This window comes from Sphingomonas sp. (assembly GCF_013816785.1).
Classification (GTDB): Bacteria; Pseudomonadota; Alphaproteobacteria; order Sphingomonadales; family Sphingomonadaceae; genus Sphingomicrobium.
Map to the genome: position 1 here is coordinate 1 of NZ_JACDDV010000024.1, position 14,763 is coordinate 14,763.

The 14,763-nt window shown below is 63.2% G+C and carries 17 protein-coding genes and 1 tRNA gene; 6 read left to right on the forward strand and 12 right to left on the reverse strand.

Annotation, left to right across the window (positions count from 1 at the left end; genetic code table 11):
• Positions 1-105 precede the first annotated feature (105 nt).
• From H0W65_RS06640 to H0W65_RS06680, 9 genes are read right to left on the reverse strand one after another with little or no spacing between them, the layout of a single operon-like run.
• Positions 106-792, reverse strand: a complete 687-nt coding sequence (locus H0W65_RS06640) for a TrbG/VirB9 family P-type conjugative transfer protein (RefSeq protein WP_294005551.1) — start codon at positions 790-792, stop codon at positions 106-108.
• Positions 789-1,472, reverse strand: a complete 684-nt coding sequence (locus tag H0W65_RS06645) for a virB8 family protein (protein ID WP_294005554.1) — start codon at positions 1,470-1,472, stop codon at positions 789-791. The genes H0W65_RS06640 and H0W65_RS06645 overlap by 4 nt, the downstream gene beginning before the upstream one ends.
• Complete coding sequence (locus H0W65_RS06650; RefSeq protein WP_294005557.1) at positions 1,469-2,644, reverse strand: type IV secretion system protein; 1,176 nt, start codon at positions 2,642-2,644, stop codon at positions 1,469-1,471. Before H0W65_RS06650 ends, H0W65_RS06645 begins: the two co-directional genes overlap by 4 nt.
• The gene (locus tag H0W65_RS06655) at positions 2,644-5,025 is read right to left on the reverse strand and encodes a VirB4 family type IV secretion/conjugal transfer ATPase (RefSeq protein ID WP_294005560.1); all 2,382 of its coding nucleotides are present in this window, start codon (positions 5,023-5,025) and stop codon (positions 2,644-2,646) included. Before H0W65_RS06655 ends, H0W65_RS06650 begins: the two co-directional genes overlap by 1 nt.
• Positions 5,009-5,284 (reverse strand): VirB3 family type IV secretion system protein, encoded by a 276-nt coding sequence (locus H0W65_RS06660; protein ID WP_294005562.1) that lies wholly within the window; start codon positions 5,282-5,284, stop codon positions 5,009-5,011. The genes H0W65_RS06655 and H0W65_RS06660 overlap by 17 nt, the downstream gene beginning before the upstream one ends.
• Positions 5,285-5,286: 2 nt before the next feature.
• A complete protein-coding gene (locus H0W65_RS06665; RefSeq protein ID WP_294005565.1) occupies positions 5,287-5,589 on the reverse strand; it encodes a TrbC/VirB2 family protein in 303 nt (100 codons plus the stop codon).
• Entirely contained in the window at positions 5,586-6,182 is a 597-nt protein-coding gene (locus tag H0W65_RS06670) for a lytic transglycosylase domain-containing protein (RefSeq protein ID WP_294005567.1), read from the reverse strand. Before H0W65_RS06670 ends, H0W65_RS06665 begins: the two co-directional genes overlap by 4 nt.
• Positions 6,179-6,658, reverse strand: coding sequence for a hypothetical protein (locus tag H0W65_RS06675; RefSeq protein ID WP_294005569.1), 480 nt, complete (start codon positions 6,656-6,658; stop codon positions 6,179-6,181). The genes H0W65_RS06670 and H0W65_RS06675 overlap by 4 nt, the downstream gene beginning before the upstream one ends.
• Positions 6,655-7,419 carry a HupE/UreJ family protein gene (locus H0W65_RS06680; protein ID WP_294005572.1) on the reverse strand — a complete coding sequence of 255 codons (765 nt, stop codon included), beginning with the start codon at positions 7,417-7,419 and terminating at the stop codon, positions 6,655-6,657. The genes H0W65_RS06675 and H0W65_RS06680 overlap by 4 nt, the downstream gene beginning before the upstream one ends.
• On the opposite strand from H0W65_RS06680, the gene H0W65_RS06685 reads away from it, so the two are divergent.
• The gene (locus H0W65_RS06685; RefSeq protein ID WP_294005574.1) at positions 7,360-8,178 is read left to right on the forward strand and encodes a DUF4198 domain-containing protein; all 819 of its coding nucleotides are present in this window, start codon (positions 7,360-7,362) and stop codon (positions 8,176-8,178) included. The genes H0W65_RS06680 and H0W65_RS06685 overlap by 60 nt on opposite strands.
• Before the next feature lie 373 nt (positions 8,179-8,551).
• Here H0W65_RS06685 and H0W65_RS06690 read toward each other — a convergent pair whose 3' ends face one another.
• Positions 8,552-10,141, reverse strand: coding sequence for a DUF4331 domain-containing protein (locus H0W65_RS06690; RefSeq protein WP_294005577.1), 1,590 nt, complete (start codon positions 10,139-10,141; stop codon positions 8,552-8,554).
• A 101-nt stretch (positions 10,142-10,242) separates the two neighbouring features.
• Here H0W65_RS06690 and H0W65_RS06695 point away from each other — a divergent pair, with 101 nt between their 5' ends.
• From H0W65_RS06695 to H0W65_RS06705, 3 genes are all read left to right on the forward strand, one after another.
• Complete coding sequence (locus tag H0W65_RS06695; protein WP_294005579.1) at positions 10,243-10,527, forward strand: hypothetical protein; 285 nt, start codon at positions 10,243-10,245, stop codon at positions 10,525-10,527.
• 653 nt (positions 10,528-11,180) lie between these two features.
• A complete protein-coding gene (locus tag H0W65_RS06700; protein ID WP_294005582.1) occupies positions 11,181-12,044 on the forward strand; it encodes an AraC family transcriptional regulator in 864 nt (287 codons plus the stop codon).
• Positions 12,045-12,086: 42 nt separating this feature from the next.
• Positions 12,087-12,452, forward strand: coding sequence for a cupin domain-containing protein (locus tag H0W65_RS06705; RefSeq protein WP_294005584.1), 366 nt, complete (start codon positions 12,087-12,089; stop codon positions 12,450-12,452).
• A 37-nt stretch (positions 12,453-12,489) separates the two neighbouring features.
• Here H0W65_RS06705 and H0W65_RS06710 read toward each other — a convergent pair.
• Both H0W65_RS06710 and H0W65_RS06715 read right to left on the reverse strand, forming a co-directional pair.
• Positions 12,490-12,579: transfer RNA gene (locus tag H0W65_RS06710), tRNA-Ser, on the reverse strand.
• Positions 12,580-12,670: 91 nt separating this feature from the next.
• Positions 12,671-13,801: a glycosidase gene (locus tag H0W65_RS06715; protein WP_294005587.1), complete on the reverse strand. Its 1,131-nt coding sequence runs from the start codon at positions 13,799-13,801 to the stop codon at positions 12,671-12,673.
• Between the two features lie 69 nt (positions 13,802-13,870).
• Here H0W65_RS06715 and hspQ point away from each other — a divergent pair, with 69 nt between their 5' ends.
• Both hspQ and H0W65_RS06725 read left to right on the forward strand, forming a co-directional pair.
• Positions 13,871-14,224, forward strand: a complete 354-nt coding sequence (gene hspQ, locus H0W65_RS06720; RefSeq protein WP_294005590.1) for a heat shock protein HspQ — start codon at positions 13,871-13,873, stop codon at positions 14,222-14,224.
• Positions 14,184-14,732 (forward strand): GNAT family N-acetyltransferase, encoded by a 549-nt coding sequence (locus H0W65_RS06725; protein ID WP_294005593.1) that lies wholly within the window; start codon positions 14,184-14,186, stop codon positions 14,730-14,732. The genes hspQ and H0W65_RS06725 overlap by 41 nt, the downstream gene beginning before the upstream one ends.
• Positions 14,733-14,763: the final 31 nt, after the last annotated feature.

Sequence of the window (14,763 nt, forward strand, 5' to 3'; positions counted from 1 at the left end):
GGAACACGCCAAGGCCTACCGCGGCGAGGGTCGAACCCACGACCGCCACGGGCGTCTTTCGCGACATCGCGGCGACTTGCGGGCGCTTGACGATAAGCAGATCGCTCATGGCTTGCCCCCGGTTCCGTAGGTGATTGTCGCCAGCCGCTTGCCGGTCCTCAAGGTAAAGCGCCCGCTAGTCTGCTGGACGACCATCACCCGCCCTCGCATCGAGGAGTTGACCAGCGATTCAGTCTTGCCTGGTCCGTTCGCGAAAATTGCCGGAATCGGGCTATTGTCGGCGAATTCGAAATAGGTCATCAGCCCGTCGTCCCACACCCGCGCGGGCAGCAGCTCTTTGGCCCCGTCCATGCCATAAGCGAAGTTCAGGCTTGGCGGCGGCGGTGGCGGCGGTTCCTCGATCGCCTCGACAATCTCGCGCGGGTAGTCGAACCGCACCACCCAGGGCGTGTTGCGCAGGCGCGGTGTCGTCTCCAGCGAAAAGGCGTAGCGCCGTTTGTCCGTGACCACCGTCATGTTGGTCGCCGCCTTCTTGGCCAAAGGCTTCAGGAACAGATTGCGCGCCTTTTTGTTGGGCGTCACTTGCCACGCCAGCGCGTCGCCAATCGAGACATTCTCGATGCGCTCGTCGGGCCCGAATTCAAGCATGATCTGCCAACCGAGCGCGCCCTGCAGGCGCACCACCTCGTCCGGTTCGAACATGATAGACTGGATATGCGGATCGGCCCCGCTCGGGTCGGGCAATCGGGCCGCCGTCAACAGGAACAGGGCAAGGATCACCGCCCGCCTCATGAGCCGAACCCTTCCGCGTCGCGGCGGTAACGGGTGACCTGGAAGCCGAGCGGATTGTCGAACCGGTCGGACTGCTGCAGCGGCCGGCCATTGAAGCCGAAGCTGATCGCCGAAACGAAGTTCCCATCCTGGCCGGCCGGGGCACCGGCCGCGCGACGGGTGACGGTGTAGCGGACCAGCCCAGCGCCGTCGCCGATCAGCGAAACGCTGCGTATGCGGACCGAGACGGTGTCGCCGCGCGACAGCGTGTTCAGCGGGCTTTGCGGGTTGGTCGCCGCCATTTCGGCGACATAGGCAGCCGCGGCGGGGCGCGACGACATTAGCTGCACACGTCGATATTGCTGGGGAAGGTCTGTCGAATCAAATGTTTCGCGCGCCACGACGTAACCCGCCAGCTGAGCCTGGATTACCGCTTCGTTCTGGGTCAGCCGGCCGTCGCTTAGCGTCATCGCCGGCTCGACCGCGCCGGTCTGACGGTCGACCGTCAGGACATAGGGCTGCACCGTTTTGAGCGGCACCAGCAGCAGCAGGGTCAAGGCCAGCAACAAGGCCATCGCCGCCGCGCCAGCCGCGACCCGCCATGCGATACGCGTCTCGCGAGCCGAAGACGTGGCCTGGCCATCGGACCAGCTTCGCGCCGCCGCATAATAATCTTCGCGCGAATTTTGACGATCGCTCATTGATCTCTCCGGGATGCGGCGCGCGACCGTCGCGGGGCACTGCGCATGCGCGTTGTGGCTCGTAAGGACGGAAGCGGCGGCGTAGCGCTTGATGACGGGGCCGCGGTGCCGCCGCTATCGCGAGCTGTCCCGCTCGCACGTCCGCCGGCGATCGTCCGCAATTGAGACGTGCTCCTTGGCGCGTCGCGGCGCGCAATCTGCTCAAGCGCCTGGACGATCCGCAGCGCCGGTTGTGCGGCGGCGACTTCGCGTTGCCGGTCGGTGCTAATCCGCTCGGCCGACGCCTCTCGCTCGGCTGGGTCCGCGGAGCGGCGCTGAGCCAGGCGGATGCCGTTGCCCATGCGCGCTGCGGCTTTCAGCGCAAAGGCGATCGCAAACACGAACACCACTGCGACCAACCCGATCGGCATCACCGAGCTATTCTCAAACACGCCCGAGGCCTGCTCGGCGAGCAATCGCTCGATCATCGGCGTCAGGACGGCGAACTCGACCGCGGCGACCAGCAACACGAACAGAGGCGCCAGTGCCGCGCCGACGATCGCGCCGATCCAGCCTTGCGCCATGCCGCGCGTCCCGTTGAACAGTAGGAAACCGGCCATCGCTGGCGCGATCGCCAACAGAATCGCCTGCACCACGCGCGCCGCAACCAGCAAACCGACAGTCGACAGCGTCAGCACGATTGCCGACAGGTTGAGCACCGCCGCCGCCGCCGCCGGTCCGCCGACCAGGGGCGAGGCAATCCCGGCTCGCGTGCGATAGCCCACTGCGGCATTGGCGAGCGCGTCAAGCGTCCTTTGCAAGCTGTCGAGCGGCGGGGGTGAGCCGATTCCAGTCAGCATTTCCCCGGCGACCTGGGTCGGCGCTTGGGCCACGCCCTGATAGGCCAATGCCTGCCAGCTTTCCCATGAAGTGGCGATCAGCAACACCACCCCGATCTTGACGGTCAGGTCGAGCGCGTCGCGCAACGCGATTCCGCGCCCCAGCAGCAGACGGTAGCCGAAGAAGGCGACGGCGATGACCATCAGCCCGGTCAGCGCGGTCGATACCGTCCCGCCGGGCTGCGACAGCGCCGCATAGCCGCGCTCGACCATGCCGAACGCCTGGCAATCGGTGTCGGCCAGCAGCCGCGCCGCGAAGCGGTCGCTCGCCGCCGCGGTGCAGAAAGTCGGCATTATGCGACCTCCAGCAGGCGCGGCAGCCAGGCGTCGGGCGCATCGCCGACCTCATCGCGAATGCCGTCGAGCAGCCGCACCGTCCGCTCGCGTCCCGACAAGACGGTCAGCAATTCGGGTTCGGAGGCCAAATTGAGACGAACGACCACGCTGTCGGCACCATGTTTGACCAGAAACGCGCGCGCGGTTTCCGGGATCGATCGGACCAGCTCGAATTCGTGGGGAGTCAGCCCGAAGCCGTCGACATAGTCGCTGGCTTGCGCCGCCGAATTGGCCATGAAAATCTGCGTGCCGGCCTGCTCGACGATCGCAGAGGCGATCTTGCTTTCGAGCGCATCGGACGCCGATTGCGTGGCGAAGCCGACAATCCCGCCGCGCTTCCTGATCGTTTTTTCCCAATCGCGAATCCGCGCCACGAACACCTCGTCGTCGAGCGCTTTCCATCCTTCATCGACGACGATGATCGTCGGCTTGCCGTCGAGCCGTTCCTCAACCCGGTGGAACAAATAGAGCATCGCGGGCGAGCGAAGCGCCGGCTGGTCGAGGATCGCGGTCATGTCGAAACCGATGGTGTCGGCGTCGAGTTCCAGCCCGTCGGCCTCATTGTCGAACAGCCAGGCATGTTCGCCCGCGGAATGCCAAGGCGCCAGCCGCGCCGCGATATCGTTGCCCGATGCGCGGTCCCGCCCGCGAAACAGCTCGGCCAGATAGCGCAGGCGGCGGTGTTCGGTCGGGCCGGCGTAGGAGGCATCGATCGCGTCGGCGATCCAGCCTTCTTCCTCCACGCTCGGTGGCTCACGGTCTCCGGTCACCAGCTTGGCTACCCAGTCGCTCAAAAAACGGCGATTGCCGGGCGTATCGGGCAGCGCCAGCGGGTTGAGCCGGGTCGGGTTGCCGGGACGCAGTGTGTCGTAAACTCCGCCGATCGCGCGCAGGAAAATCTCCGCGCCGCGATCCTTGTCGAAGAAGATGATCCGGGGGCTGTAGCGGCGCGCCTGGGCAAGCAGGAAGCCGATCACCACCGTCTTGCCCGACCCCGACGGCCCGATTATGGTGAAATTGCCCAGGTCACCGCGATGGAAGTTAAAGAAATAAGGGCCTGCGGAGGTGGTTTCGAACAGCGTCACGGCATCGCCCCAATAATTGCCGCTGGGCTTGCCTACTGGGAAATTATGCGCAGACGCGAAGCCCGCGAAATTGGCCGAGGACACCAGCGCGCGCCGGGCGATATAGCCGAAGTTGCCGGGGAATTGGGCCCAGAAGGCCGCCTCGAGCCCCAGCTCCTCGCGCACCGCGACGAAGCCCGCGTCGGACAGGCTCGCCTGGACTTCGCCGATGCTCGCATCCAGCTCGGCGAGGCTGGCCGCCTTGATCAGGACGGTCAGATGATGTTCGCCGAATAGTGCTCGGCCGGCAGCGACCTCGTCCTTGGCCAGCGTCAGCTCGGACCGCAGCGACACCGCCGCATCTTCGGCCGAGCGCATCCGCCTCAGCGCCAGGTCCATCCGCTCCAGCGCCGGGCCGCGATCGACTACCGCGAAGCTTTGCGTGACGACCATCTCGAACGGCAGGCGATAAAGATCGTCGAGCATCCCGGCATCGGTTTCGGCCGGATAGTCCTTGACCGACAGAATCGCCGCGAACTCCGCGTCGCCCCCGTCGACCGGGCCGAGCTCGATCGCGTCAGCCCCGAAGCTGAGGCGCCGCCGGGCGATTGCCTGCGCGATTTCGCCCTGCGGCAGAAGCATCGGCGACGACGTGCCGTTGACCAGCGTGGCCAGGAATTCGACCGGCTCCGACGCCAGCCCCCTCGGCATGTCGTAGCTGGCGAGTAGGGTCGGCCCATAGGGCTCGAGCGCCGCCATCAGCGCCTCGCGCGCGCGGTTCAATTCGCGCAGGTCGGCGCTATTGTCGGTCTGGGCCTGCCGCTCCCCGGTGAACAGGCCGAGCAGCTTGTCGGCTGCCCGGGCGCGCCCCGCCAACGGCCGCACGACGATCGTCAAATAAAGGTCGTTGACGTACAGCCGCCGCTTCGACAGCCGATCGCGCCAGGCGGTGTCGAGCGCCTGGCTGAACGGATCGCCGAATTTGCCGTCGAGGTCGGGCGCGACCGCGCGCCGAACGACATGATGGACCAGCGCGAACCGCGCCGACGCAACCGCCTGCAACATCGCGTCGCGCGCCGCTTTGCGCGCCTCAAGCTGGACGGCGTCGATCGTCTCGAACGGCAGGCCTTCGAGGCGGATGACCTGCATCGCCAGCCCATCCTTGGTCAAGACCGTGTGGTCATCGACCTGCGCCAGATACGGCAGATGATCGCCAACCGATTTCTCGCGCGCGGCCGCCTTGTCGCGGGCGCTGATGTCACGGGCGATAAACATTCGCGCCCCACAAATTGCGGTTGGGCACGCGCGGTACGCGCCGCAACTTGGTTAGCCACAATGCCATGATGTTCGGATCGCGCAAATGCGCCGCATATCCCAAGGCGTGGATCAGCAAGGCCGGCAGTAGCGCGTATAGGCTTTTGAAGATCAGAAATAGTTCGGCCGCGACGATCCCGTTGAGGACGAAGAAGGGATAGGTGACCCCAGCCACCATCTGCGGCCGAGCCAGCGCCCGAAACAGCCGATCGCCTGCCATCCTCAGCCTCCTGCCACCGAGCGGATGCCGCCGACGATTGATGCTGCGCCAAACAGGATGAACAGGCCGAGAACGACCGTCGCGCCATATTTCCAGTTGATCCGTCCGGTCAGCATCAGAAAGCCTACCGCAGCGACCGCGATCACCGCGACCGCGGTGGCGACGTTGCCGAGTAGCGTTCCCTGCAGCCAGTTGACCGCCCCAACGATCGGCCCCGACCCAGCCGGATCGGCGGCGGCATATTGAGCACTCGCGGGAGACGCAAGCGCGACGAGGGCAAGCGCCCAGCCACGGCGTTTGATCATTTGGTCACCTCGACGATCACGGAGTTGATGGGACGGGCCAAGACCAATGGGCGCCAGCGGCCCATGATGGTGGCGACGTAATTCTGGGTCTCGCGATAAGGCGGGATGCCGCCAAATCTCAACACCGCGCCAGGGCCGGCATTGTAAGCGGCCAGGGCCAGCGGCACCGTCCCGAAGCGGTCGATTTGTCGACGAAGATACAAAGCGCCTCCCCTGATATTATCAGCCATAACGCCCGGATCGACACCAAGCTCCGCCGCGGTCGACGGCATTAATTGCATGACGCCCAGCGCACCCTTGCTGCTGACTGCGCTCATTCTTCCGCGCGACTCCTGCCATGCCACTGCTCTTAGTAACGCCGGATCGATCTGATGGACGCGCGCCGCCTGTTCTATCAAAACGGCGGGATCGCCTCCGGCGACCAGGGCCCCCCGGTGCGGACGCAGCGAAACCGCCTCGGTTTCGGTGAATAATGTCGGACCGTCAAAGGTTTGCGCTTGCCCGGACGAATCGATTTCGATCACTTGGGCGTGCCCCGCGGCAGGCGCCAGCGAAGCCATAAAAGCGGTGACTGGCAACAGTTTGCGCATCATTCCATATGGTCCAGTTTGTAACCAGGGGTTGGCATCAGGGACACGAACATCGATAATGATGCAATGGCAATCATCCAACTCGCGACGACTTTGATAACTATATCGAATTTTCGCCGAATAAGCCATTTGACGGGAAAAGCGAGCAGTGCGGGAACGAGTCCGAGCGCGAGTCCGGCGCGATCACTGTACAAGGCTGCATAAGCGCCCATCCAGAATCCGGCGTTGAGGCACAATGGCAAGATCGCGGCCGACCAGCGCGCGATGGGCAGATACACGACCAAGGCGGTGGCGATCATGCTCGCCCACAAGCCCAAGAATATTATTGTCGACGACAGTGCGCCGGACATAAGAAACAAAAGCGGCGTGATCGCGGCAAAGGCGAGCAAGCCAAGACTTGTCATGCGAATCGGCGCGAAAGACAGCATCAGGGCGAGCGTCGCGCTGAGCAGGAATAGCGGCACCAGCCCGCCATTCATGACATCACCGCCGAAATCAGGAACCACCCCCCGGCAAGCGCGATAGCGCCCCCGGCCGCGCGCAACGCGATCGTCCCCGCTGGACTACCGCGCAACAGGCCGAGTCCAATCCCAACGAGGTGCAGGAATCCGGTGCACAAAACGAATCCCGCGCTATAGCCGACCGGGTCCGCCGCCGAGGGCAGTTCGGCGCCATGCGCATAGCCGTGGAACAAAGCGAAAGTGCCGACGATCGCACACGCGACCGCGATCGGGGCGCGGACCGCAAACAGGATCATCAGGCCGAGCGTGACGACCGACACGGCAATCCCCAGCTCGACCGGGGGAAGCCCGACCCCGGCCATGCCGACCGCGCCGCCGACCGCCATCGCGGCGGGAAACAGCATCGGCAAGGCGTAGATCAAGGGACGGCCAAGAAACGCTCCCCACAGGCCGACCGAGACCATTGCCAGCAGATGGTCGGGTCCCTCGAGCGGATGGAGCACTCCCGCGACGAAGCCGCCCGCAAGGCCAGTCCCATCATGGGCCTCGGCGGGCGTTGCGATCAGCGCCGCAATCGCCACGACGCCAAGCACGGCTCGCGCGCAATGTTCCTCGACGCGACGCGCGGTCGGGACAGACTGTGCCTTGGCGTCAAGAGTTTGGACAGGCGCGCTAACATTGTTTAGCACGATGCCATCAAAGTTGCGTAGCGAGGCTTTATGAAATTGCGATTGTTGATCGTTTCGCTGGGGCTTGTTGCCGCCCCCGTCCTCGCGCATGACTTTTGGCTCCAACCATTGCGTTTCCAGGTAGCGCCCGATGCACCGCTCGGCGCTACTTTCCTGGTTGGCCACGGGACGTTTCGCGATCGCTGGAACAACAACGGCCGGATCGTCATGCTGAGCGATTTCTTCGCGGGTCGCAGGGTCGATCGGCGGGGCGATTTGCGCGGCGGCGGTCAGGTCGACTTCGTTACCCGCTTTGCCGACCCAGGGCTTCATGTCCTCGGCATGCAAAGCAATTACGCTTTCTCCGACTTGCCGGCGATTCGCTTCAACGATTATGCCAAGGTCGAAGGACTCGCCCTGGTGATCGCTGCGCGCGAACGCTCGCGGACTACGGGCACGCCGGGTCGCGAGCGCTACAGCCGCCGCGCCAAGGCCCTGATCCAGGTCGGCGCGCAAACTGCCGCCAACCAGCATTTTGCGACGCGTCCGATCGGGCTCAAGCTTGAAATCGTCCCCGAGCGAAATCCCTATGCGCTCGACGCCTCGCGGATGCTCCCGGTGCACGTCATTTACAATGGACGCCGACTCGCCAATGCGACCGTCAAGCTGACCAACCTCGCCGACGACGCCAAGCCTGTCGCAATAGCGATCACCGACCGCGCCGGTCGCGCGCGCTTCCGCATCCCGGTCAGTGGCAACTGGTTGCTCAACTCGGTCTGGAGCGAGCCCGTCGCCGGCGTTCCGCAAGTCGATTTTGATACCACTTTCTCCAGTTTGACGTTCGGCTTTCCAGGCGCACTCGCGCGCTAACTGACGATCGCGCAACTCCTTCGCACCAGCGCGCACTCACCAGTGAAATCGCCGATACGGCAATCGCTCGTCCATGTCAGTGAAGGTCGGATATGTCGTCGTCACGCGATCGGATTAATGGATCTCGACCGGCTCGGCGGTGTACGAAACGGGAGGAAGCTCGATCTCGGAGAGGTTGACAGGCTCAGAGTTCGGGTCAGCGCGAGACGCCTTGCCGAACCCCTTGCCGAATTGGTCACCCTTCGTCGCCGATGAGGCCGCGAAGGGATCGTTTTCAGGGGCATCGTTTCCGCTTTGACGATTGCACGCGGAAAGCGATGCCCCTGATAACAACATCAGTCCCACCAGCAGCGAATGTCTCGCCACTATACGCTTACGGCTGCGTCTGGGGACGCGGCGCGCCACGCAGCGCCGGATTGAGGTAGGGGAACCGATTCTGGAAGTCGCGCGCATTGGTTGGCGCACCATCGGTGTAGGCGGTTAGTCCGGTCGGTGCCTGTGCCGGAGTGCACAGCCCAAGCTGGGTCGGCTTGGTGTTGATCGGGAACGGATGGCACAAGCGGCCCATCGCGACCCGCAACGTTATGTCGACCACGTCATCTCCCGGACGGCGTCCGTTGGGGAAGCCGGCCAGATCGTCGGCCACCACGCCAAGTGCCCGCTGATCGGCAAGTGCCGTGGCAGTAACCAAGGTGTTGAGGCGAAGCATTTCCGACGCCGTCACCGTCGACATCTGGTTGAGCGAGGGAATCCCGGTCAAATACACCGCGACAAGGTCGTTGCGCGGGAAGTTGGTCGGCGCCAGCGTGCCACTGCCGCCGATGACCGCCCGCACCGGAGTCCGAAACAGCGCGTCTAGGATTTCCGGGAAGGTCGGATTGGTGACGTAGCTGGCCAGCGCCGCATCGGCGGTCGGTTTGACGGCGTTGAACAAATCCTTGTCAGGCAGGCCGATCACGAGCTCGTTGACCAAGGGATTGCCGAGGCGCGAAACCTGAACGAAGGCGCCACCCGTCGAATCCGGCTCGAGATAGGTCGGGGTTGAGCTGAGCACGCGGGTCTGCGGCAGGCTCGCCGAGCTCCACACGCCGATCACGCCATTGCCGTTGCCGGTAATGCAGGCGGTCGGCAGTTCGATCGCGATCGAGGTGACATTAGCCACGCCCTTCAACTCCTGGTTGGCGTCGCTCTGGGTGATTCCGCCCGGGAAGGGCGCACCGCTGCTGTAGACCGGGTCGGGAGCGCCCTGGATCGGAATGAAGTTCACCAGGTCGAAAATCGGGCCGAGATTGACCGCGAAACCTTCCGCCCTCTGGCCGGCAAACACGCGGCCCTGCGTCGCGCATCCCGGGATCGAGATGCCGGCGATGAACTGATCGGCATAGGCAGGGTAGTTCGGAATCGTCTTGTTGCCGGCATTGTCGAACGGCTTGGCAAAGCCGTTTCCGCCATAAGTGGCGTTGGTCACGTTGCCGATGCCCCCGGTGCGACGGTCACCCTGAATCTGCTTGACGGTGAAATATTCATATTCGCCGAGGTCGGGATCGGTGGCCGTGCTGATCTGGCCGAGTTGGCGCAGGGGGATCGGCTGCTGCTTGCCACCGGCATTGATGGTGATGCCCGTGCCGTTCTGCAGCGAGTTGGAAAACTGGAACTGGTAGGTCAGATCTTCCACCGCGTCGCCATTGCTATCGATCATGATCTCGTACACCGCGTCTGGATCCATGGTGTAATAATTGGGACCGCCGCCCGGGCTCTCGCCCGGCTGGAAGTTGGAGATGATCGTGGTGAAGGCGGCGCGGCCTGGCTCATAGCTGCGGAACGCATAAACGTCGGTATTGTCGACCTTGGGCATCTTCGTGATATTCGGGGCCTCACGGTGACTAGACCCAAAGGCCGGCGAAATCGCCATGGCCACCAATGCCAATCCCGTACCCAATTTCAGTGCAGCCGAACGAAGCATTACTATTCTCCTTTAATCTGCGCGATGGGCCGCACCGGTCGAATACCGAGGCTACAAATCGCTGCTTCGCTGCGACTCTCGACGCCGAAGACCGCCCCTTGATGGACCTCGTCGACCCGCAAGAAAATTCACATATGTTATTTTTGTGTTCGGCCGGCCAAATTAACCGGCTCGGCGACGGCATCAATCAAGATCAGCGCCAAGTGCAATATGCATCGGATGCGACTCTCCAAACAAGGCCCGGAGGAATCGATTTCCGCCCGACTGCTCGGCGGCCGCGATCGCGCGCTGTGTTGATGCCGGCATGTGGTGCGCGAGCGCCGCTCGTGCGCATCGTTGTTGATCCCGCCACGACAGAGACTCGAGAAGCTATCGAGAAGCTATAAGGTATAAAAACATTCCCAGCTTCGGGCGAGGGATCCAGCTCCGCGCTGCGCTTCTCAGCCCCGTTGCGTCACGAGCAACCGCAGCATTGCGCAAGATAGCCATATTTGTGGCCACTAGGCTCGGTCCGCGAAAAAACCTCTTCGGAGGGACCGTAAGGAGATCCTGGCGCTTATGCCGTTTCGAGGAATATCAAATGACTATCGCAAGAATCTGGACCGCATTCATTGATGAAGATCGAGCTACTGAATATGAACAGTCCACGATAGTGAATTCTTATCCAATGTTCAGCGCTCAGCGGGGTATGCTGGCGTTCTCATGATCCGCCGCGGGCGTGAGGTTCAGGTAATCACCTTTTGGGACAACCAGGAAGACATCGACAGCGTCGCTGAATCCCCAACGTATCAGGCGGTCCTACGTCGCCTCCTTGGCACTAACATCCTCGTCGGAGAGCAGACCGTCCGCACTTACTCGGCGCACCTATTTGATTTCAGCTTACTTGAGCGAAATATAGGAGACTGCGCATAGCGCCCTGAAATGTAAGGGAGCTGGAACGCTTCATATGCTAGCGGAAGATTGCTGCTGTCGTCACGCGTTGGCTTGACAAAACGTGGCGCGGTAGCGGCGAGGGTTAGAGCAGAATGGGAGACTGCCAATGCCAACCAAAGGCGGTGCATCACCCGAGTGGGTTCGCCTCCACGTCGGGCCTGGCGAACACTCGCCGGAGATCGTCCACGCCCATTACATCCGGCATAGCTTTGCACGTCACGCCCACGACACTTACGTCATCGGGCTTGTGGAGAAGGGCATTCAGGCATTCACCTGTAACCGGCAACTACACCACACGCCCGCCGGGCAAGTCTTCCTCATCAACCCCGGGGACGCACACACAGGTCAAACTGGCGCTGCTTCGGGATATATATATCGAACAATCTACCCCTCATCCGAACTCCTTCGCAGTGTAACCGAGGGCCTTTCTGCGAGGGTGCACGGACAACTGCCTTCTTTTCGGCTGCCGGTGGTCGGCGATCAGGAGCTCAGCAAGCGGCTCAGCCGCTTCCATAGAGCGACGGCATTGGGACAGCCGCTACTTCAACGAGAGACGCTGATGCTGGACGCGCTAACGCTTCTCGTCGGGCGGTATGGCGATGTCGCCGGACTCAGGTCCGCGAGCAGGTCCGCAGGTCCGGAAGTGAGACGAGCTCGCGAATACCTCGAGGCCGCGTACAACCAAAATGTATCATTGGCCGATCTGGGTGCGGCCGTGGGTCTAAGCCCGTTTCATCTGGCACGGACGTTCACGGCGCAGGTGGGCATTCCTCCGCATGCCTATCAGGAGAGTGTCAGAGCGCGGCGTGCCCGAGCGATGATCGCTGCCGGTCACCGTCTCGCGGACGTAGCATTGGAAGTTGGCTATCCCGATCAAAGCCATCTCACCCGCCGGTTCAAACTGTTCGTGGGAATGACGCCGGGACAATACGCTCGCGGGCGCAGGATTGCGCAAGACCGCGATTCCTAAATCCGCTTGGATTTCCCGAGAGATGCAGTGGGAGCTCAATCGATGGCGGACCTTCAGGTGATTATGAAGAAATTCGAGACTCCCGACGAAGTGCACACTTTCGACAAGGGTCGCTTCGAGGTTTTAAGGCTAGGCGGAGCAGTTTTGGGCCGAGCCACCTACGAACCCGGTTGGAGATGGTCGACCCATATCGGGGCGCCCACAGAGGAGCGGAGTTGCCAGGTCGAACATGTTGGCATGGTGCTGTCAGGACAAGCCATCGCAGCAATGGACAATGGGGAAGCGATAGAGATGCGCGCCGGCGACGTATTCTATATACCGCCGGGTCATGATAGCTGGGTCGTCGGTGACGAGCCGTATGTCTCCCTGCACTTCAAAGGCGCTGATAGCTACGCCCGGCAAAGCTGATGAAACCGGCCCGGTCGTCGTCAGCAGGCATCCGTTGTGGCGGAGAGGGTGGGATTCGAACCCACGGTAGGCTTGCGCCCACGCCGCATTTCGAGTGCGGTGCTTTCGACCACTCAGCCACCTCTCCGCATGACAGAATTGCTGCCCGGCTGACAGGCCGGCATCGGTCGGGAGCGGCGTCTAGCAGCCGTTCGGGGGCTTGCAAAGCCCGTTACGGGTCAGGCGAACACGGCCTTGGAAATGTACGTGATCCGGCAGGCCAGGTCGGCCTCGCCCGAAGCCACGACATAATGATCGCCGCCATCGGCGATGCCGGTCGTGAACACCACGTCGCGGACGTACATCTGATGCTCGATCGGCGCCGTCAGGCTGGGGTTGGCTTCCAGCAGAGGCACATGTCCAGTCCGCAGCACTTTTGCCGGATCGTCGCGGTCGAGGATCGACCAATAGGTGCGATAGATACCGACGATCCCGCTTGGCTCGACCCCGTGCCACAACGTCAGCCAGCCGGCATCGGTCAGAATGGGCGGCGTCCCTCCCCCGATCCGCGCCGTGGCCACGGTCGCCGCGTGCGGGCGGATGCCGGGCTTAAGGTGCGGCATCCAGTGGAGCGCGTCGGGCGAAGTGGCGAGGTTGATCGACGGCCCGGCGCGCCATTCGCTGCCTGGCGGATAGGCGAAATAAAGGTCGCCGAGCGGCCGCGTCTGCGCCCAATAGAGCCCGTCGATCAGCCCTTCGAAGATCAGCATGTCCTTGTTTTGATGGTCGAGCACGATCCCCTGAAAATCCCAGTCGAGTCCGTTCCCCGACCTGTAGAGCGTGGTCGAGTGTCGCTCCGGGCTGACCGAGCAGGTTGTCATCCAATAATCGTCGCCGACCCGGCTTATTCGCGCGTCCTCGATCCCATAGCATTGCCAGTCGCCAACGGGCGCGATCGCCTTGTCATAGTGCAAGTCGACCAATTCCAGCCCGTCGGGCGTCAGCTCGACCGGCAGCAGCCACGACAGGCTGGTCAGCGCCATCACTTTCCACCCGCCGCCGCGCATCATGAACTTTCGTGGATCGGCGGTGTCGGCCAGCTCGAGCGGCCACCGGTCGATCACGAACCGACCGGACTCCCAGCGGATGACATGGACATGGCCGTCCGCGATCGGCGCCTTCAGCGCCTCGGCGATGCGGACCATCATCAGCAAATTGCCGTTGGCCAGCCGCGTCAGCCCCGGATTGAACGCGCCGAGCACGAACGTCCCCATGCCGAGCCGCCCGGCCAGCGGCGAGCGGCCAAGATCGATGTCGTCGGGGACCAGGACCAGCCGGTCCTCTGCAAATGCCGTGGTGGAAGGGGTCATGTCGAGGAAACGAACCGGCCGGCCCCCGGTTTCGCTTGTCACCGCCACCACGCGGCTTACATTGGAGCCATGAACACGCCGTCCGCCTCACCCGGTTCGATCCCCTCCGCCCGCTACGGCATCGGCGAGATGGTGCGCCACCGCCTGCTCGATTTTCGCGGCGTGGTATTCGACGTCGATCCCGAATTCGCCAACAGCGACGAATGGTATGAGGCAATCCCCGAGGCGATGCGCCCGGCCAAGGACCAGCCTTTCTACCATTTGCTCGCCGAAAATTCGGAGTCGAGCTACATCGCCTACGTCAGCCAGCAGAATTTGGTCCGTGACGAAGATGGCGAGCCGATCGATCATCCCGCGATCGGCACGCTGTTCGACGGCTTCGATGGCGAGCGCTACAAACTCAAGCGCGAACACCGGCACTGAGGCGGGCGACCGGTTCATTGCCACGGGTGCCATGATCGGCCCATCGATCAAGCAGGTCGAAACAACCCAGGACCTGCAGGCCGTCGCCGACTTGTTCCGTGCCTATGCAGCGTCACTCGATATCGATCTCGCCTATCAAGACTTCGCCTCGGAATTGGCGGGACTGCCGGGAAAATATGCTTTGCCGCGCGGCGCGCTGTTGCTGGCTCGCGACGAGGCGGGCGCTGCCTTGGGCTGCGTCGGCCTCAGGCCGCTCGGCGAAGAACGGGTTGGTGAGATCAAACGGCTCTACATCCTGCCCTCGGCGCGCGGGCTAGGCCTTGGTTGGGCGTTGGCCGAGGCTGCGGTCGAGGAGGCGTCGCGTCTCGGCTATAGCGAGTTGCGGCTCGATACCTTGCCATCGATGAGCGCGGCGATCTCGATGTACCGTCGGATGGGGTTCGAGCCGATCGAGCCTTATTACGGCCCGACTCCGCCCGGAACGCTGTTCATGGCATTGAGCCTGTAGACCGCCGGCGCGGTAAGAACCGACGCCGGCG